Source organism: Shewanella sp. ULN5 (assembly GCF_030731885.1).
In the GTDB taxonomy this organism is placed as follows: domain Bacteria; phylum Pseudomonadota; class Gammaproteobacteria; order Enterobacterales; family Shewanellaceae; genus Shewanella; species Shewanella holmiensis.
The window spans coordinates 52,307-76,507 of record NZ_JAPJEE010000008.1; the positions used below are offsets into that span (position 1 = coordinate 52,307).

Consider the following 24,201-nt stretch of genomic DNA (forward strand, 5'->3'; position numbering starts at 1 on the left):
ATAACAAAACACTTTTAGGTGGATTACAGATTGCTAACGAGTAAAATTATGGGCTTTGAAAAGCCATCTGCAAGTTTATCTAACTTGCCCAATTTGCATAAAAAAGTCTTACTGGCGAGTGTTTTTGTTATTGGTGCAGCCATATTGTGGCCGACTCAACAAGAGTTTTCATCAAAACGCATCCCAGTTGCACTCGATATTGACTCATTAATTCCCAATATCAGCGCTCCAGCTAAGATAAATACCAGCATTAATGAACCGACTCCTATTCTTGAACATGTTATTGCTCGAGGTGATACCTTAAGTAAATTGTTTGAAATGGCGGGTATCGATCAGAAAACCATGTATAAAGTGCTTGAAGCTGATTTAGAAGTATTAGCATTAGACACGTTAATGCCTGGTAACCGCATTCAATTTTGGGATGATGGCCAGGGCCAACTAACCAAAATGGAATTATATTTTACCCCAGCACACCAAGTGGTTTTTACCCGATTTGAAGACGGTTCTTTTGAAGTTGAAGATATTAATATAGAAGGTATGTGGCAAAATCGTGTGGTTGGCGGTGAGATTAATGGTTCATTCTATTTATCTGCAAAAGCTGCGGGCTTAAGTGCTGCAGAAATTGCTAAAATTGAAAATCTATTAAAGAGTAAATTAAATTTTGCTCGTGAATTACGCGCTGGTGATCGTTTCTCTGTTTTGATGAATGATCAATTTATTGCTGGTGAATCAACTGGTACTACGAATGTTGAAGGCATTCAAATTCACACTGGTCGTAGAGACATTACAGCATTCCAACATCTTGATGGTAACTACTACGATGAAAAAGGCCAAAGCTTAGCGCCAGCATTTCAGCGTGTGCCGTTATATAAAAATTATCGTATGAGTTCGCGTTTTAATCCAAAACGTAAGCATCCTATAACTGGTCGAGTGCGTCCTCACAACGGTACCGATTTCGCCACTCCAGTAGGGACTAATGTTGTCGCCCCAGGTGAAGGTGTCGTGACTTTAGTGGCAAACCACGCGTTTGCTGGTAAGTACATTGTCATTGAACATGACAACAAAGTGCGTACTCGTTATTTACACTTATCCAAGTTTAAAGTGAAAAAAGGCCAACGTGTTAAGCGTGGCCAAGTTATCGCATTATCGGGTAATACAGGCGCATCTACGGGCCCTCATTTACATTATGAGTTCCATGTTAATGGACGTCCGGTTGATCCAATGAAAGCCAATATTGCAGAAGCAAAAACCTTACCCAAAAAAGAATTATCTGAATTTGAATCTATCGTAAGAAGTCGAAAAATGATGATGGAACTTGGTTAGTTTATTATTTAACTGACTTATTCCAATAAACTGCAGCTAATAGCTGCAGTTTTTTTTGCTTAAAATAAGTCCGTTATCTTACTCATTAACATCATCAAATTCAGCTGATATGCTAGCTTCTAGCAGTTGTTTAAGCTGGTGCTAGGCTTTAAAATATCAACCGATTATCACTTAATTGCAGCTTACAGGTTAGCTGCAGCCAATGGAAAACTTACATGATCCGCTTTTTAAATGTAAAGCGAACCTTTAAACCGTTCGCTTTTACTTTCTGTAGCTATTTAATTTGTTTCAATGCGGTAGCACAAGCGCTAACAGAACAACAAAACGTTGAGCACCAATTTACTCCGATGCAGGTTCGAGTACCTGTGGGCGATAAGTATGATTGGCTACAGTTAAACAGCAATGAATTGCTTAAAGGCAAAATTAAACATCTGTATGGCAATAAGCTAGAGTTTAAGAGTGATCAACTTGGTACGCTTATTGTCGACTGGGAAGATGTGATTGTGTTGCAAAGTCGCGGGGCAGTGAGCATTGGCTTTTCCGATTTATCTACTCGTAGTGGGCGTTTGTTGATCCAAGATGGTCATGGCTATCTTGATGGCGTGGTATTTAATCTTAATGATATCATTACTATTATTGCCGGTGAGCCGCATGAAGCCAATTATTGGTCGAGTACTATGTCTTTAGGGGCTAATCTGCGCTCTGGCAATAATGACCAAATTGATTACTCAGCTAAAGCTAGAATGATCCGTAGAACCACTGAATCACGTTTTAGGACCGATTATCTGGGTAATTACAGTAAATCCGGCGACGAGAAAACCACTAATAATCACCGTGTAAACAGCTTTTTCGATTGGTTTTTATCTAATCAGTTCTTCTTACGACCAGTATTTGTTGAATACTATACCGATCCCTTTATGAATATTTCATCTAGAATCACCCTAGGTTCGGGTGTCGGTTATAGTATTATTGATACGGCCAAAACCGAGTGGAGTATCAGTGGTGGTCCCGCTTATACCATGACGAATTTTAAAGAGGTTGAGTTAGGCGAGGATGATAATGAAAGTAGTGGCACTTTGTTTGTCGACACTACTTTTAGTACTGAGCTGACCGACTCGATTGATTTCAATGCTGATTATCGCATGCAATTGGGTAATCAAAATTCTGGCGGTTATACTCATCATGCCGTTACCGGAATTGTCGTAGAGTTAACCGATATGTTTGATCTAGACCTGTCATTAGTATGGGACAGAAGCAGTAACCCTCGAGCTGAGACTGATGGCCAGGTTCCGGAGAGAGATGATTTTCAGCTTATTATTGGCTTTGGGGTCGATATTTAATCTCAACACTGGTTATAGTCTCTGTAAACTAGATTGAAATCACAACCCGTAGGCACTGAGTGAGAAACTTGCACCTTGCAAAGATGTTTGGTGTCTTTATCTTAACGAGCTAATCAGAGAGCGATGGGTTTATGCACTTTGTAAGCGCATTATGACCTTCGTTAACCTGAACTCTGGATAAGAGATTGGCTAAGTTTATGAAATTAAATAACATATATCTAAGCCATGTATTCTAGAGAGATATTTTTTCTTAGAACAAGGCAAATTTGTGCGTCAATAGCTGGCCTATTGCAAATAAATTTAGCACAGTTATCAGTAAAAAATAGCCTCTAGAAAGCAAGTTGTTATCCAGAGTTCTGGTTAGTTAATAAGGCGATTGGCCAACTTCGTCAGCAACTAACCAGACTCGCATGTCAAATTCAAGTTGGTGGTAATCTGCCAGCATAAAAGTACATAACTGATAAAAAGCTTTGTTATGCTCTTTTTCACGTAAGTGTGCCAGTTCATGCACGACTACCATTTGTAGTAATTCAATAGGCGTGTGCTTTAGGCGAGATGAGATTCGAATTTCATTTTTGGCTTTTACTTTGTTCCCCTGACGTCTATTTACATAGGAATGTAAGCCAAGGGCATGGTGACTTAAGTTAATTTTGTCATCAAAGATGACCTTAGCTAAGGGATCGGATTGACGCATATGTGCATTTTTAATTGCTATCGCCATATCATAAAGTGCTTTGTCTGTGCGAATGTCATGGATTCTAGGGTAGCGCTGTAAAAAATGCTCAGCAAGCTTGTTGTTGTCCACTAATGATTGAATTTGATTAACAATTTCAGGTCTATAGCCCGATAAATAACGCATTGGACTGCGTTCACTTTGCTGCTTTTTAATATCATCACTGGTGATTAGCTGACTCATGTCCATTTTAGGCTTAAGAGATTGGCTAGGTGATTTCAACGGCATTTTGGGTGGGGCTTTAGCGGTTTTTTTAGTGATAGGCATAATCTAAGGCTTCAAACAAATTTTGCGCTAATAACAATGTTTAGCTGTTAATAGCGCACACATCTTCAGTGGTCGATAAGCAGATTGCTGCTTAGTTAGACTTTACCGAAAATTAAACGGTTATGATGTACATAGGCTACCTCAAACGCATTTTGTTGTACCCGTTTTAAGTCTAATGAATCAAAATCTGCTTGCGGTGGATTACGCTTAAGTTGCTCTTTAATCGTGACAGGCGAAATCATCACCACAGGTAATTCAGTTAATTGAATAGCGGCTTCTAATTTAAAGCTAGTAGCACTGCCCGCTAATTTACCTTTTTGTTCACGCTCAATAATGGCAATTTGATCAATTTTGTAATCTTCCATTAGCTTATGAAACGCAAAATGAAAATCACGAATTGACTCCGTTGAGGCTGAATCTGAAACCGCAAAAGACACCTTACGACAACTTGGTACGTTGAAGGTTTCGCCTTCATAACTTAATAAACTGATGATGGCTTCGCCACCTTTTAACTCTACACCACAAACTTTCATGTTAATCCTTACTCTTACACACTATTCAAATGATGACGGGGTTTAACCGTCTCAATCACTTAACTATTAATCTTCACTATCTTTGTTATCTTGTTCAATAATCGGCAGTGGTTTGGCTTTACGGCGCATAGGGGCATCACCCACATCAACACCGGTAATAAATCTTTTATCGCGCTTCGGAGCAGCCTTAGGCTTTTGCTTCGCTTTAGCTGCGGTGGCGGATTTAGCCTTAGGCTTAGCGTTAACGGCTTTAGTACTTGCTTGCTTAGTTAGCCCTGAAAACTTAGCCGGTAAGCCGTCGATGGCGCTAAACTCAAAGTTTTTACGTAAAAATGACTGTACTTGTAAAAAACTTTGCCAATCTTTAGGGCCTACAAGAGAAACTGCGACGCCTTTTGCGCCAGCACGGCCAGTGCGGCCAATGCGGTGCACATATTCTTCGGCAAATTTTGGCATGTCAAAGTTAACCACTAATGACACGTTAATTAAATCTAAACCACGAGATGCGACATCGGTCGTAACCAGAATTTGCTGCTGACCTCTACTGAACTGATCCATAATTTGGTTACGTGCCGATTGCTTTAATTCACCGCTTAAAGCCGATGTTGAAAAACCTTGTTCAGCAAGTAAAGAAGCTAAGCGCTCGGTATCCGCTCTGGTTGCAGTGAACACAATTGTTTGCTTGTTTTCAGGCTGCTTCAATAGGTGGCTTAGTAAAGCCTGTTTGTGATCTAAGTGATCAGCAAACAGCATTTTTTGCTCAATGTCTTTATGTTCGGCATAACTTGCGCCAATGGCAACATGACTTGGGTTATTCAAAAGCGTTGTGGCAATGTCATTGATACTTTGATGATCTAACGTGGCTGAAAACATTAATGTCTGACGACGTTTATGGTCAGCAGCATCATTGATGGCTTTCAATTGCGGCGCAAAACCTAGGTCTAGCATGCGATCAGCTTCATCAAGGATCAGTAATTCTAAGCCATTTAAAAATAAATGCCGTTGTTGTAGATGGTCAGCAATTCGTCCCGGTGTGGCCACAATAAAATGCGGTTCACGTGCTAGGCCTTTAGCTTGGTCATTAAAATTTTCACCGCCGAGTACACTCATGGCTTTGTACTGAGTGTTAGCCACCAGTAACCTAAGCTGGCCATATACTTGCTGTGCAAGTTCACGCGTAGGCAACAAAATGAGTACCCGAGGGTCTTTTTTCGACAGCGCTCTGGTCGAAATGATCCGCTGCATTGCTGGCAATAAAAATGCTAAGGTTTTCCCCGAGCCAGTTTTCGATGACGCCATCAAATCTTTACCCGCAAGGGCAATAGGTAAGGCTTGTTCTTGGATCTCTGTGGGGGTAGTGATACCCATGTGCTTCAAACTGTCTAACAAGCGTTTATCAAGCGAAAAATCAGAAAACTGCAAAGGTGGATCCCCTAAAAAATAATAGCCCGACATTATAGCTGTATATACTGGCTATAGCCAATAACAGCTTGCTTGTTTATGCTATGAATTGATTTGAAAAGCAGAGTTCTAGTCAATTGGGAGTGGAATGACTTTTTATGGCGAGGATTGCCGGTGATAACAAAAAACGGCGCTGGGCGTTTATTTAAGATTTAATTCACTTTTAAGATTGATATTAAGGTTATCTCTCATTTGCGCGAATTGTTTCAAACATGGTTTAAGTTAGCGTTTTTCCATGCGTTTTAACATAAGCGCTGATAATTGTCAGGTCGATTGAGTGAACCATAATCAATCGTTTGAGCATTATTATACAAGATGTTGGAATTCAGATGTTTGATAATAAAATCCTACATTTAAGCTAACGTCATCCCAAAGGAATTTAAATACATGGTAGCGATTCATCATTCACCCAAAACAAAGCCAAGAGTAGGGCTTGCCTTAGGAAGTGGTGCTGCGAAAGGCTGGGCACATATTGGCGTGCTAGAAGGGCTGGCTGAACTGGGCGTTTATCCTGACAAAGTTGCTGGTTGTTCTGTTGGCGCACTTGTTGGTGCTGCATATGCTAATGATAACCTAGCGGAATTAAAAAATTGGGTATGTGGCTTTTCAAGTTGGGACATTATTAGTTTAATGGATATCAGTTGGCGAAAAGGCGGTTTAATTAGCGGCGAGAAAGTGTTTGATGTGATGTCTGCACGCATTGGTGCTATCGATATCGAAAGTTTAGCCAAACCTTTTGCTGCAGTTGCCACCGATTTGTATACTGGCCAAGAAATTTGGTTTAGGCAAGGTCCATTAAGGCATGCAGTTCGGGCCTCCTGTTCAATGCCAGGATTTTTACCTCCAGTTCAGCAAGCTGGCAGATGGTTGGTGGATGGCGCTGTGGTAAACCCTGTGCCGGTGTCTTTGTGCAGGGCACTTGACGTTGATATTGTGATTGCGGTCGATTTGAACGGTTATCGGCGCACCCAGCTACAGATATTGCCGCAGCAAATTAATAGTGAAAAATCGCCAGTGGTTGAAAAATCAGTGGCTCAAACTGAACAACAAGAATCTGGATTTATGGATTTGCTGGGGAAGGGCAAAGATTATATAGCCAGTCTAACCGACAAGTTTGCAATGGGCAGTAAGTCTCACCCCGGGATGTTGGCAGTGATGTCTCAATCTATGGATATTTTAGAGCAAAGACATAAACGGGCGCGGCTGATGGGTGACCCGCCAGATATTTGTATTATTCCAGACGTGACAGATATAGGTACGATGGAATTTCACCGCGCCGAAGAAGCCATTGCAGCGGGCAGAAAAGCAGTTGAAGATATCGCGCATTTAATCAATGCATCGATTAAAAATTAATTTATCATCCGTGTAATAGTCAGTTTTACTTCAGCGGTCAAGTGGCAAAACTATGATCGCTGGAGTGAGTCGCACAAATTTATCTTGCTTTCCTTTAGCGTAAATAATGATGATCCAGATCAATGCGCCTGATGATTAGTTAGCGCTTAATACACAACATATAGTGTTATGTGTGTTTTTTATGTCGATATGTAGTTTACGCGGCGCTAAAGGAGAATAAATCATGTTGGTTGTTATTAAACGGGACGGTTGCCGTACAGTATTTGATGCAAGTCGAATTGAAGCAGCTGTTATCGCAGCAATGGACTCTGCAGGGCAATCAGACAGCGATTATGCACATACTTTAGCCGCGGTAGTCGAAAAGCAGTTTATAGGACAGGCGGAAGTGGATATTCATCAACTGCAAGATGCGGTTGAAAATATCTTAATGTCTGGCCCGTTTAAATCTGTTGCCCGTCATTATATTGAATATCGTCATGACCGTGATGTCAGTCGCGAAACCAAAAGTAAGCTAAATCGCGAGATACGAGGTTTAGTTGAACAAAGCGATAGCAGCCTACTGAATGAAAATGCCAATAAAGACGCTAAGGTTATTCCGACGCAGCGTGATTTACTTGCAGGCATTGTGGCAAAACATTATGCCAAAACACATCTATTGCCAAAAGATGTGGTCATTGCCCATGAACGCGGTGAGTTACATTACCATGACTTAGACTACGCGCCATTTTTCCCGATGTTTAATTGCATGCTCATTGATCTAGCGGGCATGCTGACTGAAGGCTTTAAAATGGGTAATGCTGAAATCGAAACCCCAAAATCGATTTCAACGGCGACAGCCGTAACTGCTCAAATTATTGCCCAGGTAGCTAGCCATATTTACGGCGGCACGACCATTAATCGCATTGATGAAGTCTTAGCTCCTTTTGTTCAGAAAAGTTATCAAAAACATCTACTAATAGGTAAAAAATGGTGTATTGATGACGCCGAAGCCTTTGCTTCTGCACAAACTGAAAAAGAATGTCATGATGCATTTCAATCGCTTGAATATGAAGTCAACACCTTGCACACGGCTAATGGTCAAACGCCTTTTGTTACTTTTGGCTTTGGTCTCGGGGTCAGTTGGGAGTCGCGCTTAATTCAGCAATCTATCTTAACTGTGCGGATGGCCGGCTTAGGTAAAAATCGTAAAACGGCGGTATTTCCCAAATTAGTTTTTGCCATTAAAAATGGCGTAAACCATAAAGCTGCTGATGTAAATTATGATATTAAACGCCAAGCGCTAGCCTGTGCCAGTATGCGCATGTACCCTGACATTTTGAATTATGAACAAGTTGAAAAAGTGACGGGTTCCTTTAAAACCCCTATGGGGTGTCGTTCCTTTTTAGGCACATTTGAACAAGATGGTGAACTTGTACATGAAGGACGCAACAATTTAGGTGTGGTAAGTGTAAACCTGCCGCGCATCGCAATAGAAGCCAAAGGCGATGAAAGCCAGTTTTATGCTCTGCTGGAAAAACGATTAGTGGTTGCTAAAAGCGCTTTAGATACACGTATTGCCCGCTTAGTAGGGGTGAAAGCCCGTGTTGCACCGATTTTGTATATGGAAGGCGCTTGTGGTGTTCGCTTAAAGGCGGATGATGATATCAGTGAAATCTTCAAACACGGCCGCTCATCTATTTCATTAGGCTATATTGGCTTGCACGAAACCATTAATGCGCTTTATGGCACTGAAACTCATGTATTCGATGATGAACTTTTACGTGAAAAAGCGATCGCGATTGTGGCGTTTTTAAAACAAAAAACCGAACTATGGAAGCAAGAGTCTGGCTACGGCTTTAGTCTGTACAGTACCCCGAGTGAAAACCTATGTAGCCGTTTCTGTAATTTAGATGCTAAAGAGTTCGGGCTGATAAAAGGGGTAACCGATAAAGGCTACTACACCAATAGTTTCCATTTAGATGTTGAAAAGAAAGTGAATCCGTTTGATAAAATTGATTTTGAACAACCTTATCCTGAAATAACCAATGGCGGGTTTATCTGCTACGGTGAATATCCAAATATGCAACATAACATTGATGCTCTTGAAGATGTTTGGGACTACAGTTATAGCCGTGTGCCTTATTACGGCACTAACACCCCTATTGATGAATGTTATGATTGCGGATTTTTAGGGGAATTTAATTGTACCAGTAAAGGCTTTGTTTGCCCCAAATGTGGTAACCACGAGCCAAGCCGAGTTTCCGTAACTCGCCGTGTGTGTGGATATCTTGGCAGTCCAGATGCGAGACCGTTTAACTATGGTAAGCAGGAAGAGGTTAAACGTCGGGTGAAACACATCTAATGTTTTATAGCGCTTATCACAGTATTGATGTTGTTAACGGCGAGGGCACACGATGTACCTTGTTCGTTAGCGGCTGCAATCATGCTTGCAAGGGCTGTTATAACCAGTCTACCTGGCGTGTAGATGCGGGTTATCAATTTACCCAGCAGTTAGAAGACAAGATTATTGCTGATTTAAATGATACTCGCATTCGTCGCCGAGGTTTATCGCTAAGTGGTGGCGATCCTCTCCATCCTGCCAATGTTTCAGCCGTGCTGCAATTGATTCATCGAGTCAAAAAAGAGTGTATCGGAAAAGACATTTGGTTATGGACAGGTTATCAAATGGACGAGTTATCTGTAGAACAAGCTGCGATAGTGGCCTTGGTTGATGTCTTGATTGATGGCAAGTTTGAACAGGCTTTGGCTGATCCGTCATTGAAGTGGCGGGGCAGCGCAAATCAAATTATTCATACTTTTCCAAAATCTTCAGCATCCCATTGATGTAAATTAAACAGTCTAGGCATTGACAATGTTGGCTCCATTATTCATTTAAATATTATTTAATACTCATAATATGAGTATATTACACACACTATAGTTTTTAGTGTTATCTTCATAAATCAGCCCAACGGCTATTCCAAACACCATAACGCCATTCACTGATTTTGCATCTAATGGTTTGCATGTTGCTGATGCTTGTTATCTCGCATTAACGACATTCACTCTTTTCTTTTAACTGACTACGATAGACTTTGGTTCTGCGGCGGTTTTTTATTTGCTCGATGAGTAAACTCAAAAATGGTGAGTCGGTTAGTTTAGGCTTTAGCCCTTGACTCATGCGTCTTAGTTGCCGTTTGATAATGGCCATCGTCGCCAGTGCTGTTAAGGTTTTGTTTGACCAATTAATCGCCGGAGTGTTAAGCCTAAATTCTGGTGTTTTATACCACACATTAATGATATCTGGTTTGTCCGAAGCGATAAATGATGTCTTCGATTTCCTCATCAATCATCGCTTTTGGGATAGAAAATAAATTTGAGTGCTTACCAAGATTGAGCGCAATAGCTGAAGGTGCGAGGTTTTTACCTCCCATAGCTTTGAAGACTTGTCGTCCAGGATGATTGAGCTGCATCCAAACTTTCGTGTTATTGCTTTTGGCTATTTTTGCCCATTTTTTAAAAGGCGCTAACGGGGTGGTTTGTTCTAGTGCGACACCACCGGGTCCGGTCATCGCCCATTTATCAATCATCACATTACCTGTAATGATAAGACCCACACCACCATCAGCCCACTGTTGGTAAAGTTTGAAGAGCTTTTCGTCGGGTAATTGTTGGGCATTAGCGAGGTTTTCTTCCATTGCCGCTTTTACAAATCGATTTTTAATTTTCGTGTTAGGACTGACCTGAAACTCGCTAAAAAGAGATTGCGGCATGTTGGGGGGGGCTTATTTATAGTGGAATAAAATCAGCATATCGCTAAAGGCAACCTCAATACCAGCTGAAGTGGTATTTATTCTATTGCTATTATGCACAAACCTTTGATTGATGTTCGCAAATTAGCTCACTTTGGGTATATAATTCCCACCTTAAATTGCGATCTGGTTTCATATTGAATAGTGTCTATTTAATCCGCATGGCAATTGTCTGATTAGTTTAAAGGTAAAGTAATGAATTTAAAGCAAGAACTGCAAACACTGAATGATAAGCTTGATAAATTTCGTCGCAAATTAGCGGCGGCTGAGCAGCGTGGCGACGCGGTTGTCATTCTGCAGTTCAAAAAAGAAATCACCGCAATGACTAAACGTATTGCTAACGTTAAAGGTCAACAAACTCGTGAGCTAAATAAAGCGGGTGGGGAAGTTAAAAACTTACCTTTCAAGCGTGAGCTGACTAAAGCCGAACAGGCTGATATGGGTAAGTTGAAAAAGTCAGTTAAAGGATTAGTTGTTGTGCACCCAATGACCGCATTAGGTCGCGAAATGGGTATTCAAACTGTAACGGGTTTTGCTCCGAGTAAGTTTTAATACCAATTCAAATTTTTAGTGTAGTTGGTTACTTTCGAGTAACCGACGACCATTCTAAGGCAATTTAGTCTCTGGAAATACGGTCTCATATTATAGAGCTCAGGGAATGAGTATTGTCGTAAGGTCTATTTCATGTCGATAAAATATATCGCCACTTCTCAATTACCTACCCCTTGGGGTGTTTTTGCTATGCACGGTTTTGAAGATACAGAAACCGGCAAAGAGCATGTAGCATTAACGTTTGGCGAATTAAATGCAGACGATGCTATTTTAGGTCGTATCCACTCAGAATGTTTAACCGGTGATGCTTTATTCAGTTTACGCTGTGATTGTGGTTTTCAATTGCAGACGGCCATGCAAAATATTGCCGAATTAGGGCAAGGGTTTATCTTATACTTACGTCAAGAAGGTCGTGGTATTGGATTACTCAATAAAATTCGAGCTTATGAGTTGCAAGATGCTGGTGCTAATACGGTTGAGGCTAACGAACGCTTAGGTTTTAAAGCTGATATGCGCCAATACGATATGATTAAGCCCATGCTCGAACAAATTAACGTCACTCGTGTTCGTTTGATGACCAATAACCCTCGAAAAGTGAAAGCCATGCAACAAGAGGGAATTGAGGTTGTTGATAGAGTTCCATTGCAAGTGGGTAAAAATCGTTACAATGAAGCTTACTTGAAAACCAAGTCAACAGAGCTTGGCCATATGATGTCTGAGTACCATTTTAATGACGAGCAAAGCTAACGTTTTTATAAACGCCATAGCTCGACATTTTCAAGTGGCCTTACCTAAAGCCATAGCCTTTGCTATGGCTTTTTGCTGCAGCTTACCTGCCTTTTCTGAAGTGAGTAAACTCGCGCCTGATGCATCTCACTATGCCTTTGCCAATTATCTTGGCAGCGGCATCTATCGCACATCTGGTCAAAGTGCCGCTGTGGTGAATGTGCCATTAGCATTTACGCTTGATGAAGCCGATGATCATTTAGTGAAATTACGCCTGCCGGTCTCATTAGGTTTTTTTGACTACACATTTAATGATTTACCTGGTGGTGATTTACCCGACAATGTCGGTACTATGACTATCACTCCAGGGATAGAATATCATTGGTTTGTTGATGAAAAGCTGACCATAGAAAGCTACATAGATTTAGGTTACGGCTATAATTTTTCGAACGAAAGTAATGTGGGTATTTTTTCTACAGGTGTATCTTCGATTTATAAAATTGATAATCAAACCTATAGCCCAATTTGGGTTAATAGAATCTACTATGCAGGTTATCGTAGTAGCCTGAATAATCGTGCTGAGAGTTATTCAGTTTTGAAAAGTGGATTCGACTTTGGCTTGGGCACTAAGTGGCAATGGCAAGATAAAGAAGTCGAGCCCAGATTATTTGTTGGAGCACATTGGTATTTTGATAAAATAAAATTCGTTAATCCGACGGGAAAAGATGTGCTGACAAGCCACTCTTATGAAGTAGGGGCAACGTTTAAGTTTTCTAGACCTATAGGTTATGATGTTTTTGGTTGGGATGGATTGAAATTTGATCGTTTGGGGTTAAGTTACCAGGCAGGAGGTGGCTTACAAGTTTGGCGACTTATTTTCGAATTTCCGTTGTAATGGGTTCCTTTATAAACAGAGTTTCTACTAAACAATTTATTTTTGCTCAGTGAATTAATCTTAATGTCTGTTTATAGTAAAGTTTGGCACTTTTTCGGATAAACGGATTAGGGCGAGCACATTTCGGTGTCAAAACTTGCTAGCCTTTTAATCAAATTAACATCCTGGCGCTTCACTCACATCAGACCAAAGTGGCAAAACACACGTTTTTCTGCAAAAGAAGTCCTTTGGCCCCCGCATTGCCCTAGACTAAAAATGCTGAAAAGTGCATGTTTTCGATGGGGTTCGATCTCGGATTACACTTTATATGCAGTCTGCTTCACCCATTTTCGCCTAATACAAAAACATCCTAACGCTTCCGATTGGCCGTATCTGGCCCAACGAAAGCTAGCGTATCATCCATGCTAAGTCCACGGTAATGGGGCTTAACTTTTTCCCCATATCTGCGAATTGATAGGACTTGTGTCTGATGATGTGTTTGCATCAATAGCCTTCATGCTTGTAGTGAGGGGGCGCTTTTTTGTTGCAGTCGAAGATTGTGTTCTCGATTTTTTTGCCTGCTCATCACGGTCTGGCCTGATTGGTAAAGGCAGTTTATTGCTCTTTAAATATAAGTATTCGACTTTGTCTCTGGCCCATTGTGTTTTGCGTAAAAACGTTAGGCTTGATTTAATACTTGGGTTGTCTTTAAAACACCGGATATTAATTCTTAGGGCTAAATCTTCCCAGCCATATTTATCCACTAAATAGGTAATAATAGTTTCCAATTTAATGCCATGAAGTGGATTGTTTTGCTGGGTCATAATAATTGTGTAGCCGTATGAAATAATAGTCTGTTGTAATTATACCTAAAAAGGTGGGGTAAAGTGAGCGTGTATTACTACTTTAAGCGCTTTTGTTGATTGCTGGCGGATAAGTGGTAAAAGTCATCAATTAATATCCGTAATAATTTGGATTTAGCCATGCCAGCATTTTTGGATAACTCATCTAATTGACTGATACTTTTTTCCGTAAGGGTAAAAGTCGCATGACGATATATTTTGACGCTTTTTTTATCGAGCCCTTTCAAAAAGGCCTGCGTTGATTGTTGCGCAGGGGAGTCGTCACCCACCACAGTTTTTTTGCCAAAAGCATAGTTATTGGCATCTTCAATAAAGTCATCAACCGAAACTGATTCTCTATGCAGCTTCGGTTTTTTACGTTTAAGGTCAGTTAAACTCATAACTATTTTCTGGTGGTATTGCGAATAATTCATCAGCAATCGCTCTAATTTCAAGAGCTGCTTTGCCATCAGGTTCGATTTCTAAAACCGAAGATCCACTTTCTTCACTGTCATCATAAATGTTACGACAGAAGGTAACAGAGTTAAGCGCGCGAAGGTTGAAAGATTCAACGACTTCTTTAGCTTCTAAAATACGCTTGAATTGGGAGGGTAAAGCAGGGCACTGCGTAATCACAATGGTGGCAACCATTTTGGGATTGACCATTTTACAAGTACTGAGCATATCTTCCATATGCGGTAATGTTTTTAGGTCGCGACGCTTCGGTCTTAATGGAATGACAACATAGGTGGCAACCGACATTGCTGCTCGCATTGCTAGGTTGTCTTGGCCGCCACAATCAACAATGACGTAATCAAACCTTTCATCTAGGCTCAGTAAATCATTACGAATTTTGCCATATAGCTGAATACAGTTGATGGGAGCTAGATTTGGGTCATTGTTTCGTGCCTGGATCCAGTCTGATGTTGTGCGCTGTGGATCACAATCAACCATCAACACATTAGCATTGAATTTTTGAGTAATATAAACGGCAAGGTTTTGCGCTAAGCAACTTTTTCCGCTGCCGCCTTTTTCACCGCCTACGAGCAGTATCATACTCTTCTCCCTTTACTGTTCAAATTCAATACGCCAAAGCGATAAGTTTAACTGGTTAAAATGAGTATAGGCCATATTTTGATTCTGGCTAATTACAGACGCCACTTTGGTTCAACAAAGTGTTTATTCTCCGTAAATCATTACAGTAATTGCAATGCAATATGGTAGCTTTGGTCATTACTTTTAGTGCAACGGCAAACTTGTCCTTTAATTGTATTTTGTTTATCGGTCCCCTCATTAAACGTCATAGCTACTAATTCACCTACTTCAAAAGCCTTACAGTAATCAAATAATACACCTTTACGCGCTAGGTCTATGCACACTGCTGCGTCATCATGGCTTTCACCCGTTTTACTGATCCAGTGTAACTTGACTCTTTCTGCTTCCATGTCGACACGCAGTGATGTGCGCTTTTCTTCAAAACCTGTTGGCTCTTGGTCCATTTTAACTCTCCATATGGGACACGATACTTTAGTTTTAGCATATTGGCTTTTTTAAGCAATACCAAATGCTTATTTAAAGCAAAAACGCCAAACAAAATGTTTGGCGTTTGTAGTTAGCTTATTTTTAAGATTAGCTGTCGTAGTCTTGGTTTTTTGGATATGGCATTTTTAATTGCCCCCATCTAATAACGATTACCGTAGTAGCAAGTACGATGGTAGAAAATGAAATGGCTAAAATACGCCAATCGTCCATACCTTTCATATCTAAAATGAGATATCGAGCTAATGCCACAATCGCGATATAGAGTGGCATGCGGATGGGTAATTTACCTGATTCTATGTAATTAACTACCATCGCCAAAACTTCGAGGTAAATGAATAGTAATAACAGATCTGCAAGTTCGACGGTTCTAATGGCGAACATATGTAAAATTTCTTCGCCAATAGCAAAAATAGTCGCTAAAGCGATGATGAAAAGGACTAAGTATTCAATCGACTTTAATGATTGAATACTGGCATGTTTAACTCTATGCATAATGGCTCTAATATTTGTGAGTAAGTCAACATTATTAAGGAAAGTGAGCAATTTGCCCAGCGATCTAAATCACAGACATAAAAAAACCGCTAAATAAGTTAGCGGTTTTTATTTAGTTAATAATACGAAGCGATTAACGCTTTAAGCCTTCATTTAATAAAGGGCGCATGATTTTAACTAATTGAGATGTCACTTTTGGCGTTCCAGCAACAATGTTACCTGAGACTAGGTAATTATGACCGCCAGTAAAATCAGTAACTGTACCGCCAGCTTCACGACAAATTAAGTCGCCAGCAGCTATGTCCCAAGGCTTTAAACCGATTTCGAAGAAACCATCTAAGCGGCCAGCAGCTACGTAGGCTAAATCTAATGCTGCAGAACCGGCGCGACGTAAATCAGCACATTGTGGGAAAACTTCAGCTAAGATTTTCATGTAAGTTTCAGTGTGCTGACGAGCTTTAAATGGAAATCCAGTACCAATCATGGTGCTGTCTAATTCATTTACGCTAGTCACGCGCATGCGGAAATCGTTAACTTTTGCGCCTTTACCGCGGACAGCTGAAAATAGCTCTTCACGGACAGGATCGTAAATTACAGCGATTTCAGTCACACCTTTATGTTGTAAGGCAATTGAAACCGCGAAATGAGGAATACCACGTACGAAGTTGTTAGTACCATCCAAAGGATCGACTATCCATACATAATCTTTATTCTGTCCACGGTTTTCACCGTCTTCTTCACCCACGATCGTGTGATCTGGGTATGACTTACGAATTTGATATGTGATAGTTGCTTCTGCTTCCTTGTCTACACTAGTAACAAAGTCATTAATTCCTTTGGTACTTACCTCAACACGGTCGAGTTCAGTATAGGCGCGCATAATTGTTTGGCCAGCAGCGCGCGCAGCGCGTGTGGCAATAGTCATCATCGGATGCATAGCAATCCCCTGGATTTTAAAGAACGAGTAAAATAGCGGCCGCATTATACCCTATTCAATAGTTATATCAAATGCAGATTTTCATATAACGGTATAAACGGCGCTTGTGTTAACATGCATTCAATATTTTTTGAACGAAAGTAATGTCATGCTAAGTAATATTCGTGTTGTGCTTGTTGGCACGTCTCACCCTGGAAATATCGGCTCAACTGCACGCGCGATGAAAACCATGGGCTTGTCTAATTTATACCTCGCAGAACCAAGAGTTGAACCCGATGGGCAATCAATTGCATTGGCTGCAGGTGCATCTGATATTTTAAAAAATCTTACTACGGTTAATTCATTAGAAGAAGCGATTGCTGATTGTAGTTTAGTGATCGCAACGAGTGCACGTAGTCGTACATTAGATTGGCCGATGCTTGACCCTCGCCAGGCGGGTGAAAAGTTATCTCTTGAAAGTATCAAAGGGCCAGTTGCAATTGTTTTTGGCCGTGAGAATCATGGTTTAAGTAATGAAGAACTGCAAAAGTGTACTTATCATGTGGCCATTCCTGCTAATCCAGAATATAGCTCACTTAATTTAGCTCAAGCAGTGCAAATTATTTGTTATGAAACTCGGGTGGCGCATTTAGCCTTGGGTGAGCAACCTGCTCCTGAGGAAGAGTATCCTCTAGCAGAAGATTTAGAGCGTTTCTTTGTGCATTTAGAATCGACGTTATCTGAAACAGGTTTTGTGATTAAAAACCACCCCGGTAACGTCATGATAAAATTACGCCGCTTGTTCAGCCGTGCGCGCGTTGAAGCACAAGAGATGAATATATTACGCGGTATATTAACCTCGATAGACAAAAAAATAGACAAAAAATAGTGGTGAGTAGGGAGTTCACATGGGCGTGAGATCGAGATTAAAAGAAGACATTGAATCTATCTATCACCGTGATCCTGCGGCAAATAGTACAATTGAAATTTTACTTAATTATCCTGGTATGCATGCCATTTGGTTGCATCGTATCAGCCATAAATTTTGGCGAGGAAATTGGCGTTTAACTGCTCGATGTTTGTCTACATTCTCCCGCTGGTTAACGGGTGTTGAAATTCATCCGGGAGCCACTATTGGCAGGCGTTTCTTTATCGACCATGGTATGGGTGTGGTAATTGGTGAGACAGCTGAAATTGGCGATGATTGCACCTTATATCATTCAGTTACTTTAGGTGGTACGACTTGGCAAGCTGGCAAACGGCATCCTACGTTAGGTAACAATGTGGTGATTGGTGCAGGCGCCAAAATACTTGGGCCTATTACCATGCATGATGGTGCTCGTGTTGGCTCAAACTCGGTGGTGGTTAAAGATGTTGAGGCCGACCACACAGTTGTTGGTATTCCTGGTCGAGTCGTGGCTACGCCAAGCAAGCAATCCAAAGAGAAAGTTGAGCGTCGCACCGAAATGGCCAAAAAGTATGGCTTTGATGCTTATGCCGTTTCACCTGATAATCCCGATCCGGTAGCAAATGCTATTGGGCAGATGCTTGATCATATGCATTTAATGGACTCAAAGGTGCAAGAGTTATGTCAAGCCATTCAAACAATGGGAGGCGAGGTCTGTACAGATAAATTACCTGAGTTAAATGTAGATGATTTTAATGAAGCAGAACAAGCCGCGGCAAAAAAGCGTCAACTCGAAATCACTGAGTTTGATCCCAGCATTTAAGCGCTTAGCTTTTGTTAGCTGGCTTTCTCAATATTCAGGTTTCAGTGTTTAGATCAATACCTAAATACTATTCAGATCATAAATTCATGCTAAATAGGGGAATTATTCCCTTATTTACATTGAATTTTAAGCCATAAAAAGGTTAAATACGTCAGCTAAATTTATGCTGTTTTAGACGTTCTTTATACCAATACTTGACTTATTTAGTAGGATTAATACTTGACTAAAACACTCGGGTATGTTGAAATTGCTCCATACTTTTGAGGAGCAGTAACAGGTTATGAAACTTACATCAAAAGGCCGCTATGCAGTTACAGCAATGTTAGATGTTGCTATACATTCTGCCTCAGGGCCAGTGCCTTTAGCTGATATATCAGAAAGACAGGGCATATCGCTGTCTTACCTTGAACAACTCTTCGCAAAATTACGCAAACATGGTTTGGTGTCCAGTGTACGAGGACCCGGTGGCGGATATCGTTTAGGTTTAGAGGCCAATGACATTTCAGTTGGCATGGTTGTCCATGCAGTTGATGAGTCAGTTGATGCCACTCGTTGCCAGGGACAAGGTAACTGCCAAAGTGGTACGCGTTGTTTAACCCATTCGTTATGGGGCGATTTAAGTAAACAAATTTCAGAGTTTTTAAATGGTATTTCACTTGCTGGTTTGATGAACAAAAGGGATGTGCAATTTATCTCTATAAAGCAAGATGAAATGCAGAAGGAACATCGTGTTAGTTTATAAGCTTAGGTTTTTAAATTAAATGATGTTGATTTAAATATAATTATTATTTGTACGTTGTATGTAGCCTCAACTGAGACTGCTAAGTACGGAGTGTGTTATGAAGCTTCCTATCTATCTAGATTATGCCGCAACAACCCCTGTAGATCCGCGTGTCGCAGAGAAAATGGTTCAACATATGACTATGGACGGAGTGTTTGGAAATCCAGCATCTCGTTCACATCGTTATGGTTGGCAAGCTGAAGAGGCAATTGATATTGCCCGTAATCAAGTTGCTGACTTGATTAACGCTGATCACCGTGAAATTGTTTTTACTTCAGGTGCAACTGAATCATCTAACCTTGCTATTAAAGGTATTGCTCATTTCTACCACAAGAAAGGCAAGCACATCATTACCAGCAAAACTGAACATAAAGCCACGTTAGACACGTGTCGTCAGTTAGAGCGTGAAGGTTATGAAGTGACTTATTTAGAACCGGATGCCAATGGTATTATCCCTGTTTCTCGCCTTGAAGCAGCAATGCGCGACGATACGATCCTTGTCAGCATTATGCATGTGAATAACGAAATTGGCGTAGTGCAAGATATCAACAGCATCGGCGAGTTATGCCGCGCTAAAGGTATTTTCTTCCATATGGATGCTGCACAAAGTGCAGGTAAATTGCCATTAGACGTACAAGAAACCAAAGTCGATTTGATTTCTATTTCTGCTCATAAAATGTATGGGCCTAAAGGTATTGGTGCTTTATATGTGCGTCGTAAACCACGTATCCGTCTTGAATCTCAAATGCACGGTGGTGGTCATGAACGTGGCATGCGCAGTGGTACTTTAGCGACTCATCAGATTGTTGGCTTGGGTGAAGCCGCGGCTATCGCTAAGCAAGATATGCAGCAAGATGGATCACGTATTCGTCGTTTACGCGACAAACTTTGGGCCGGTATCAATCACATTGAAGAAACCTATATCAATGGTGATGCTGAACAAGGTTATTGTGGCATTTTTAACGTGAGTTTCAACTTTGTTGAAGGCGAGTCGTTAATGATGGCATTGAAAGATTTAGCCGTATCATCAGGTTCAGCTTGTACCTCTGCCAGTTTAGAGCCTAGCTATGTGCTTCGTGCATTAGGTTTAAACGATGAAATGGCACACAGTTCAATTCGTTTTTCAATTGGTCGTTTTACTACCGATGAAGAAATTGAGCATGCAATTAAAGTAATCACTGAATCAATCGACAAATTACGTGAGATGTCACCACTTTGGGAAATGTTCAAAGATGGTATCGACTTGAACCAAGTTCAATGGGCACATCATTAATGGGCATAGCCCATTAACACCTATTTGTTAACAGACAGAGATTTTGGAGCAGTATCATGGCTTATAGCGAAAAAGTAATCGATCATTATGAAAATCCACGTAACGTGGGATCTTTCGATAAGAATGACCCGTCAGTAGTGACGGGTATGGTTGGGGCACCAGCATGTGGCGACGTAATGAAGCTGCAACTTAAAATTGGTGCTAACGGCATTATTGAAGATGCGAAATTCAAAACCTATGGTTGTGGTAGTGCGATTGCATCTAGCTCATTGGTTACTGAGTGGGTTAAAGGTAAAACAGTTGAAGAAGCTGCTAGCATTAAAAACGCTGACATTGCTGAAGAACTTGCATTACCACCGGTAAAAATTCATTGCTCTATTTTAGCTGAAGATGCTATCAAAGCGGCAATTGAAGAGTACAAGTCCAAACAATCTAAGTAATCCCTGGAGTTAAAGATGGCAATTTCAATGACCCCAGCAGCGGCTGACAGAGTAAGATCTTTTCTTGCAAATCGTGGAAAAGGTCTTGGTTTACGCCTTGGGTTGAGAACATCTGGCTGTTCAGGAATGGCTTACGTGCTTGAGTTTGTAGATGACTTGAATGACGATGATGAGCTATACACCATTGATGGTGTGAATATCATCATTGATGCTAAAAGTTTTATTTACTTACAAGGTATCGAGTTAGATTTTATTAAAGAAGGCCTAAATGAAGGTTTTCAGTTTAATAACCCTAACGCCAAAGGTGAATGTGGTTGCGGTGAAAGCTTCACCGTGTAACTCACCCATCACTGTGTTTTAAACATGTAAGTATGAATGTTATTGAATGAATTACTTCGAATTGTTTGACCTCGTTCCAGCCTTCGATATTGACACCGCCAACCTTGCAGAACGCTATCGCGATCTGCAACGGGCGGTGCACCCCGATAAATTTGCTCATGCTTCAGAGCAGCAAAAATTATTATCTGTTCAACGTACAGCCCAAGTTAACGACGGCTATCAAACCCTCAAAAGTCCATTACGACGCGCGGAGCACATGCTTTCATTGCGCGGCATCGATCTTAGTCATGAAACCACCACCATTAAAGATAGCGGTTTTTTGATGCAGCAAATGGAATGGCGGGAAATGTTAGAAGACATTAATGATGCCGCCGAACCTCAAGATGCTGTCGATGCACTGTATGATTCCTTTGCTAGTTATGAAAAATCATTATTTACCCTTTTGAGTCAATTGCTCATTACAGCTGCTGAAGATGATAATAAGCAAGCGGCAGATCAAATTCGTAAGTTAAAGTTTATGGCAAAATTAAACGAAGAACTTGCTCGTATCGAAGATGCACTACTTGACTAATTTAAGGTAGAATTCAGCCTTAGAATTAAGTCTTGATTAATCTACTTCGTCTCCGTATTTTTTGATAAGCCTAAAGGCTTATTTACAACAAAGTTGGAACACTATGGCACTGTTGCAAATTGCAGAACCTGGCCAAAGCGCCGCACCTCATCAGCACCGTTTAGCGGTGGGTATTGATTTAGGGACCACAAATTCACTTGTCGCAGCGGTAAGAAGTGGCCAGGCAACAACATTAGCGGATGAGAATGGTCAACACTCTCTACCTTCAGTGGTGCACTATGCCAAAGAATCGATTTTTGTGGGTGACAGTGCTCAAGCTCAATCTGCAACTGACCCGAAAAATACCATCGTATCGGTAAAGCGATTCATGGGCCGCAGTTTAAGCGATATTCAAGCCCGCGATACTCAGTTAGCCTACCAATTGGAAGCAAGCGAAAATGGTTTACCCGTTTTTGTGACCCAGCAAGGCAAAGTTAACCCTGTTCAAGTTTCTGCCGAAATTTTAAAACCTCTGGTGGCTCGCGCAGAAAAAACCTTAGGTGGTGAGTTACAGGGAGTGGTGATTACCGTTCCTGCCTATTTTGACGATGCACAACGTCAAGGGACCAAAGATGCTGCAGAGTTGTTAGGTGTCAAAGTATTGCGTTTGCTTAACGAGCCAACCGCTGCTGCAATCGCCTATGGACTTGATACCAAACAAGAAGGCGTCATCGCTATCTATGATTTAGGTGGCGGCACATTTGATATTTCGGTACTGCGACTCAATCGTGGTGTCTTTGAAGTACTGGCTACGGGCGGCGATTCTGCTTTAGGTGGCGATGATTTTGACCAGTTATTAGTGGAACATTTTAAGCAAGCTTGGCAATTAATCAATTTATCAGCTCAAGAAGCGCGTAGATTACAAATTGAAGCGCGTCGCGTAAAAGAATTACTGACCAGTCACAGCGCTGTTACTGCCAGCTTAGACTATCAAGGCAAGCTGCTTAGCTGCGATGTGACAAAGCCTGATTTTGATACGCTCATTTCAGCTTTAGTGAAAAAAACCATCAGCAGTTGTCGTCGTACATTACGTGATGCGGGGGTGACCACTGATGAAGTCATTGAAACCGTTATGGTTGGTGGTTCAACGCGTGTGCCTATGGTACGAGAGCAAGTTGAAGCCTTCTTTAAAAAGGCCCCATTAACGTCAATCGACCCAGATCGTGTCGTCGCCATTGGCGCAGCAATCCAAGCGGATATTCTAGTGGGGAATAAACCTGAGTCTGATTTGTTATTATTGGATGTTATCCCGTTATCATTAGGGATTGAGACCATGGGCGGCTTAGTAGAGAAAGTGGTTACCCGCAACACCACTATTCCTGTAGCACGAGCACAAGAATTTACCACCTTTAAAGACGGTCAAACCGCGATGGCTTTTCATGTCGTCCAAGGTGAGCGTGAATTAGTTGATGATTGTCGTTCTCTCGCCCGTTTTACCCTGCAGGGGATCCCGGCATTAGCCGCCGGTGCAGCGCACATTAGAGTGACATTTCAAGTGGATGCGGATGGCTTGCTGAGCGTGACCGCCATGGAAAAGTCAACCGAGGTGCAAACCAGTATTCAAGTTAAGCCATCTTTCGGCTTGTCAGATACTGAAATTGCGACCATGTTAAAAGACTCAATGAAGCATGCAAAAGAAGATATCACTCGCCGAATGCTAGCGGAACAGAAAGTTGAAGCTGCAAGAGTGATTGAGTCTTTAACCGCGGCTTTACAAAAAGATAGCGGATTACTTGCAGCAAATGAACATGCTCAGTTACAAACGGCTATTGCAAAATTAGCCGCAACCGCCGAGAAAGATGATGTTGATGCAATTGAAAAAGCGATCAACGATTTAGATGCCCAAACCCAAGATTTTGCGGCAAGACGTATGGATAACTCAATTAAGGCGGCATTAAAGGGCCGTTCTGTTGACAATATATAGGTGACAACATGCCACAGTTAGTATTTTTACCCCACGCTGAATTATGTCCTGATGGGGCGGTGCTGGAAGCTGAAGTTGGTGAGACCATTTTGAATGTTGCTTTACGTAACGGCATTCATATTGAGCATGCTTGTGAAAAGTCTTGTGCATGTACAACATGTCATGTTGTGGTACGCGAAGGCTTTAATCAGCTTGAAGAAAGCGATGAGCTTGAAGACGATATGCTAGATAAAGCATGGGGGCTTGAGCCTGAAAGTCGTTTATCTTGTCAGGCCAAAGTGGTCGATTGTGACATGGTGATTGATATTCCTAAATACACTATCAATATGGTCAGTGAAGGCTAACCCCTCTCGTTACCA

At 41.2% G+C, this 24,201-nt stretch carries 28 protein-coding genes; 17 read left to right on the forward strand and 11 right to left on the reverse strand.

The genetic code is table 11. From position 1 onward, the window contains the following. Positions 1–30 precede the first annotated feature (30 nt). Together ORI98_RS09550 and ORI98_RS09555 are read left to right on the forward strand one after the other, a co-directional pair. Positions 31–1,323 carry a peptidoglycan DD-metalloendopeptidase family protein gene (locus tag ORI98_RS09550; protein WP_371931145.1) on the forward strand — a complete coding sequence of 431 codons (1,293 nt, stop codon included), beginning with the start codon at positions 31–33 and terminating at the stop codon, positions 1,321–1,323. A 215-nt stretch (positions 1,324–1,538) separates the two neighbouring features. Beyond that, positions 1,539–2,663 (forward strand): YdiY family protein, encoded by a 1,125-nt coding sequence (locus ORI98_RS09555; protein ID WP_306135080.1) that lies wholly within the window; start codon positions 1,539–1,541, stop codon positions 2,661–2,663. Between the two features lie 364 nt (positions 2,664–3,027). On the opposite strand, the gene ORI98_RS09560 is transcribed toward ORI98_RS09555, so the two are convergent. The 3 genes from ORI98_RS09560 to ORI98_RS09570 form a co-directional block, all read right to left on the reverse strand. Next, the gene (locus ORI98_RS09560; protein WP_261296947.1) at positions 3,028–3,522 is read right to left on the reverse strand and encodes a M48 family metallopeptidase; all 495 of its coding nucleotides are present in this window, start codon (positions 3,520–3,522) and stop codon (positions 3,028–3,030) included. Positions 3,523–3,758: 236 nt separating this feature from the next. Further along, the gene (locus ORI98_RS09565; RefSeq protein WP_261296884.1) at positions 3,759–4,196 is read right to left on the reverse strand and encodes a DUF3010 family protein; all 438 of its coding nucleotides are present in this window, start codon (positions 4,194–4,196) and stop codon (positions 3,759–3,761) included. 66 nt (positions 4,197–4,262) lie between these two features. After that, positions 4,263–5,618 (reverse strand): DEAD/DEAH box helicase, encoded by a 1,356-nt coding sequence (locus ORI98_RS09570; RefSeq protein WP_261296883.1) that lies wholly within the window; start codon positions 5,616–5,618, stop codon positions 4,263–4,265. A gap of 426 nt (positions 5,619–6,044) precedes the next feature. On the opposite strand from ORI98_RS09570, the gene rssA reads away from it, so the two are divergent. The 3 genes from rssA to nrdG all read left to right on the forward strand — a co-directional run bounded on the left by rssA (position 6,045) and on the right by nrdG (position 9,833). Next, positions 6,045–7,010, forward strand: coding sequence for a patatin-like phospholipase RssA (gene rssA, locus ORI98_RS09575; protein ID WP_261296882.1), 966 nt, complete (start codon positions 6,045–6,047; stop codon positions 7,008–7,010). Between the two features lie 223 nt (positions 7,011–7,233). Next, positions 7,234–9,351 (forward strand): anaerobic ribonucleoside-triphosphate reductase, encoded by a 2,118-nt coding sequence (gene nrdD, locus ORI98_RS09580; RefSeq protein WP_306135081.1) that lies wholly within the window; start codon positions 7,234–7,236, stop codon positions 9,349–9,351. Next, on the forward strand, positions 9,351–9,833 hold the full coding sequence (gene nrdG, locus ORI98_RS09585; RefSeq protein WP_306135082.1) for an anaerobic ribonucleoside-triphosphate reductase-activating protein: 483 nt from the start codon (positions 9,351–9,353) through the stop codon (positions 9,831–9,833). Before nrdD ends, nrdG begins: the two co-directional genes overlap by 1 nt. 208 nt (positions 9,834–10,041) lie before the next feature. Here nrdG and ORI98_RS18145 read toward each other — a convergent pair whose 3' ends face one another. Next, positions 10,042–10,335: a hypothetical protein gene (locus ORI98_RS18145; RefSeq protein ID WP_371931149.1), complete on the reverse strand. Its 294-nt coding sequence runs from the start codon at positions 10,333–10,335 to the stop codon at positions 10,042–10,044. Beyond that, on the reverse strand, positions 10,283–10,762 hold the full coding sequence (locus tag ORI98_RS09590; protein WP_371931146.1) for a hypothetical protein: 480 nt from the start codon (positions 10,760–10,762) through the stop codon (positions 10,283–10,285). Before ORI98_RS09590 ends, ORI98_RS18145 begins: the two co-directional genes overlap by 53 nt. Positions 10,763–10,996: 234 nt before the next feature. On the opposite strand from ORI98_RS09590, the gene ORI98_RS09595 reads away from it, so the two are divergent. From ORI98_RS09595 to ORI98_RS09605, 3 genes are all read left to right on the forward strand, one after another. Further along, complete coding sequence (locus ORI98_RS09595; protein ID WP_261296877.1) at positions 10,997–11,353, forward strand: YibL family ribosome-associated protein; 357 nt, start codon at positions 10,997–10,999, stop codon at positions 11,351–11,353. Positions 11,354–11,485: 132 nt separating this feature from the next. Beyond that, the gene (gene ribA, locus ORI98_RS09600) at positions 11,486–12,100 is read left to right on the forward strand and encodes a GTP cyclohydrolase II (protein ID WP_261296876.1); all 615 of its coding nucleotides are present in this window, start codon (positions 11,486–11,488) and stop codon (positions 12,098–12,100) included. Next, the gene (locus ORI98_RS09605) at positions 12,084–12,974 is read left to right on the forward strand and encodes a hypothetical protein (protein ID WP_261296875.1); all 891 of its coding nucleotides are present in this window, start codon (positions 12,084–12,086) and stop codon (positions 12,972–12,974) included. Before ribA ends, ORI98_RS09605 begins: the two co-directional genes overlap by 17 nt. A 425-nt stretch (positions 12,975–13,399) precedes the next feature. On the opposite strand, the gene ORI98_RS09610 is transcribed toward ORI98_RS09605, so the two are convergent. The 6 genes from ORI98_RS09610 to suhB all read right to left on the reverse strand — a co-directional run bounded on the left by ORI98_RS09610 (position 13,400) and on the right by suhB (position 16,766). After that, positions 13,400–13,777 (reverse strand): VF530 family protein, encoded by a 378-nt coding sequence (locus ORI98_RS09610; RefSeq protein WP_261296874.1) that lies wholly within the window; start codon positions 13,775–13,777, stop codon positions 13,400–13,402. 77 nt (positions 13,778–13,854) lie between these two features. Then, entirely contained in the window at positions 13,855–14,196 is a 342-nt protein-coding gene (locus ORI98_RS09615; protein WP_306135083.1) for a replication protein RepA, read from the reverse strand. Next, entirely contained in the window at positions 14,183–14,851 is a 669-nt protein-coding gene (locus ORI98_RS09620; RefSeq protein WP_306135084.1) for an AAA family ATPase, read from the reverse strand. The genes ORI98_RS09615 and ORI98_RS09620 overlap by 14 nt, the downstream gene beginning before the upstream one ends. A gap of 140 nt (positions 14,852–14,991) precedes the next feature. Further along, positions 14,992–15,294 carry a PilZ domain-containing protein gene (locus ORI98_RS09625; protein ID WP_261296871.1) on the reverse strand — a complete coding sequence of 101 codons (303 nt, stop codon included), beginning with the start codon at positions 15,292–15,294 and terminating at the stop codon, positions 14,992–14,994. Between the two features lie 130 nt (positions 15,295–15,424). Continuing rightward, entirely contained in the window at positions 15,425–15,829 is a 405-nt protein-coding gene (locus tag ORI98_RS09630) for a phosphate-starvation-inducible protein PsiE (RefSeq protein ID WP_261296870.1), read from the reverse strand. A 133-nt stretch (positions 15,830–15,962) separates the two neighbouring features. Next, positions 15,963–16,766 carry an inositol-1-monophosphatase gene (gene suhB / locus ORI98_RS09635; protein ID WP_261296869.1) on the reverse strand — a complete coding sequence of 268 codons (804 nt, stop codon included), beginning with the start codon at positions 16,764–16,766 and terminating at the stop codon, positions 15,963–15,965. A gap of 148 nt (positions 16,767–16,914) precedes the next feature. Here suhB and trmJ point away from each other — a divergent pair, with 148 nt between their 5' ends. From trmJ to fdx, 9 genes are all read left to right on the forward strand, one after another. Then, entirely contained in the window at positions 16,915–17,634 is a 720-nt protein-coding gene (trmJ, locus tag ORI98_RS09640; protein ID WP_261296868.1) for a tRNA (cytosine(32)/uridine(32)-2'-O)-methyltransferase TrmJ, read from the forward strand. Between the two features lie 19 nt (positions 17,635–17,653). After that, the gene (gene cysE / locus ORI98_RS09645) at positions 17,654–18,475 is read left to right on the forward strand and encodes a serine O-acetyltransferase (protein WP_261296867.1); all 822 of its coding nucleotides are present in this window, start codon (positions 17,654–17,656) and stop codon (positions 18,473–18,475) included. A 280-nt stretch (positions 18,476–18,755) separates the two neighbouring features. Next, positions 18,756–19,217 (forward strand): Fe-S cluster assembly transcriptional regulator IscR, encoded by a 462-nt coding sequence (gene iscR / locus ORI98_RS09650; RefSeq protein WP_188843100.1) that lies wholly within the window; start codon positions 18,756–18,758, stop codon positions 19,215–19,217. Positions 19,218–19,314: 97 nt separating this feature from the next. After that, positions 19,315–20,529 (forward strand): IscS subfamily cysteine desulfurase, encoded by a 1,215-nt coding sequence (locus ORI98_RS09655; RefSeq protein WP_306135085.1) that lies wholly within the window; start codon positions 19,315–19,317, stop codon positions 20,527–20,529. Positions 20,530–20,585: 56 nt separating this feature from the next. Continuing rightward, complete coding sequence (gene iscU, locus ORI98_RS09660; RefSeq protein WP_188843104.1) at positions 20,586–20,969, forward strand: Fe-S cluster assembly scaffold IscU; 384 nt, start codon at positions 20,586–20,588, stop codon at positions 20,967–20,969. A gap of 15 nt (positions 20,970–20,984) precedes the next feature. Continuing rightward, on the forward strand, positions 20,985–21,308 hold the full coding sequence (gene iscA / locus ORI98_RS09665; protein ID WP_261296864.1) for an iron-sulfur cluster assembly protein IscA: 324 nt from the start codon (positions 20,985–20,987) through the stop codon (positions 21,306–21,308). A 46-nt stretch (positions 21,309–21,354) separates the two neighbouring features. Continuing rightward, positions 21,355–21,879, forward strand: coding sequence for a co-chaperone HscB (hscB, locus tag ORI98_RS09670; RefSeq protein ID WP_306135086.1), 525 nt, complete (start codon positions 21,355–21,357; stop codon positions 21,877–21,879). Positions 21,880–21,982: 103 nt separating this feature from the next. Then, entirely contained in the window at positions 21,983–23,842 is a 1,860-nt protein-coding gene (gene hscA / locus ORI98_RS09675) for a Fe-S protein assembly chaperone HscA (protein ID WP_306135087.1), read from the forward strand. A gap of 8 nt (positions 23,843–23,850) precedes the next feature. Continuing rightward, positions 23,851–24,186, forward strand: coding sequence for an ISC system 2Fe-2S type ferredoxin (fdx, locus tag ORI98_RS09680; RefSeq protein WP_188843112.1), 336 nt, complete (start codon positions 23,851–23,853; stop codon positions 24,184–24,186). The last annotated feature ends 15 nt before the right edge of the window (positions 24,187–24,201 follow it).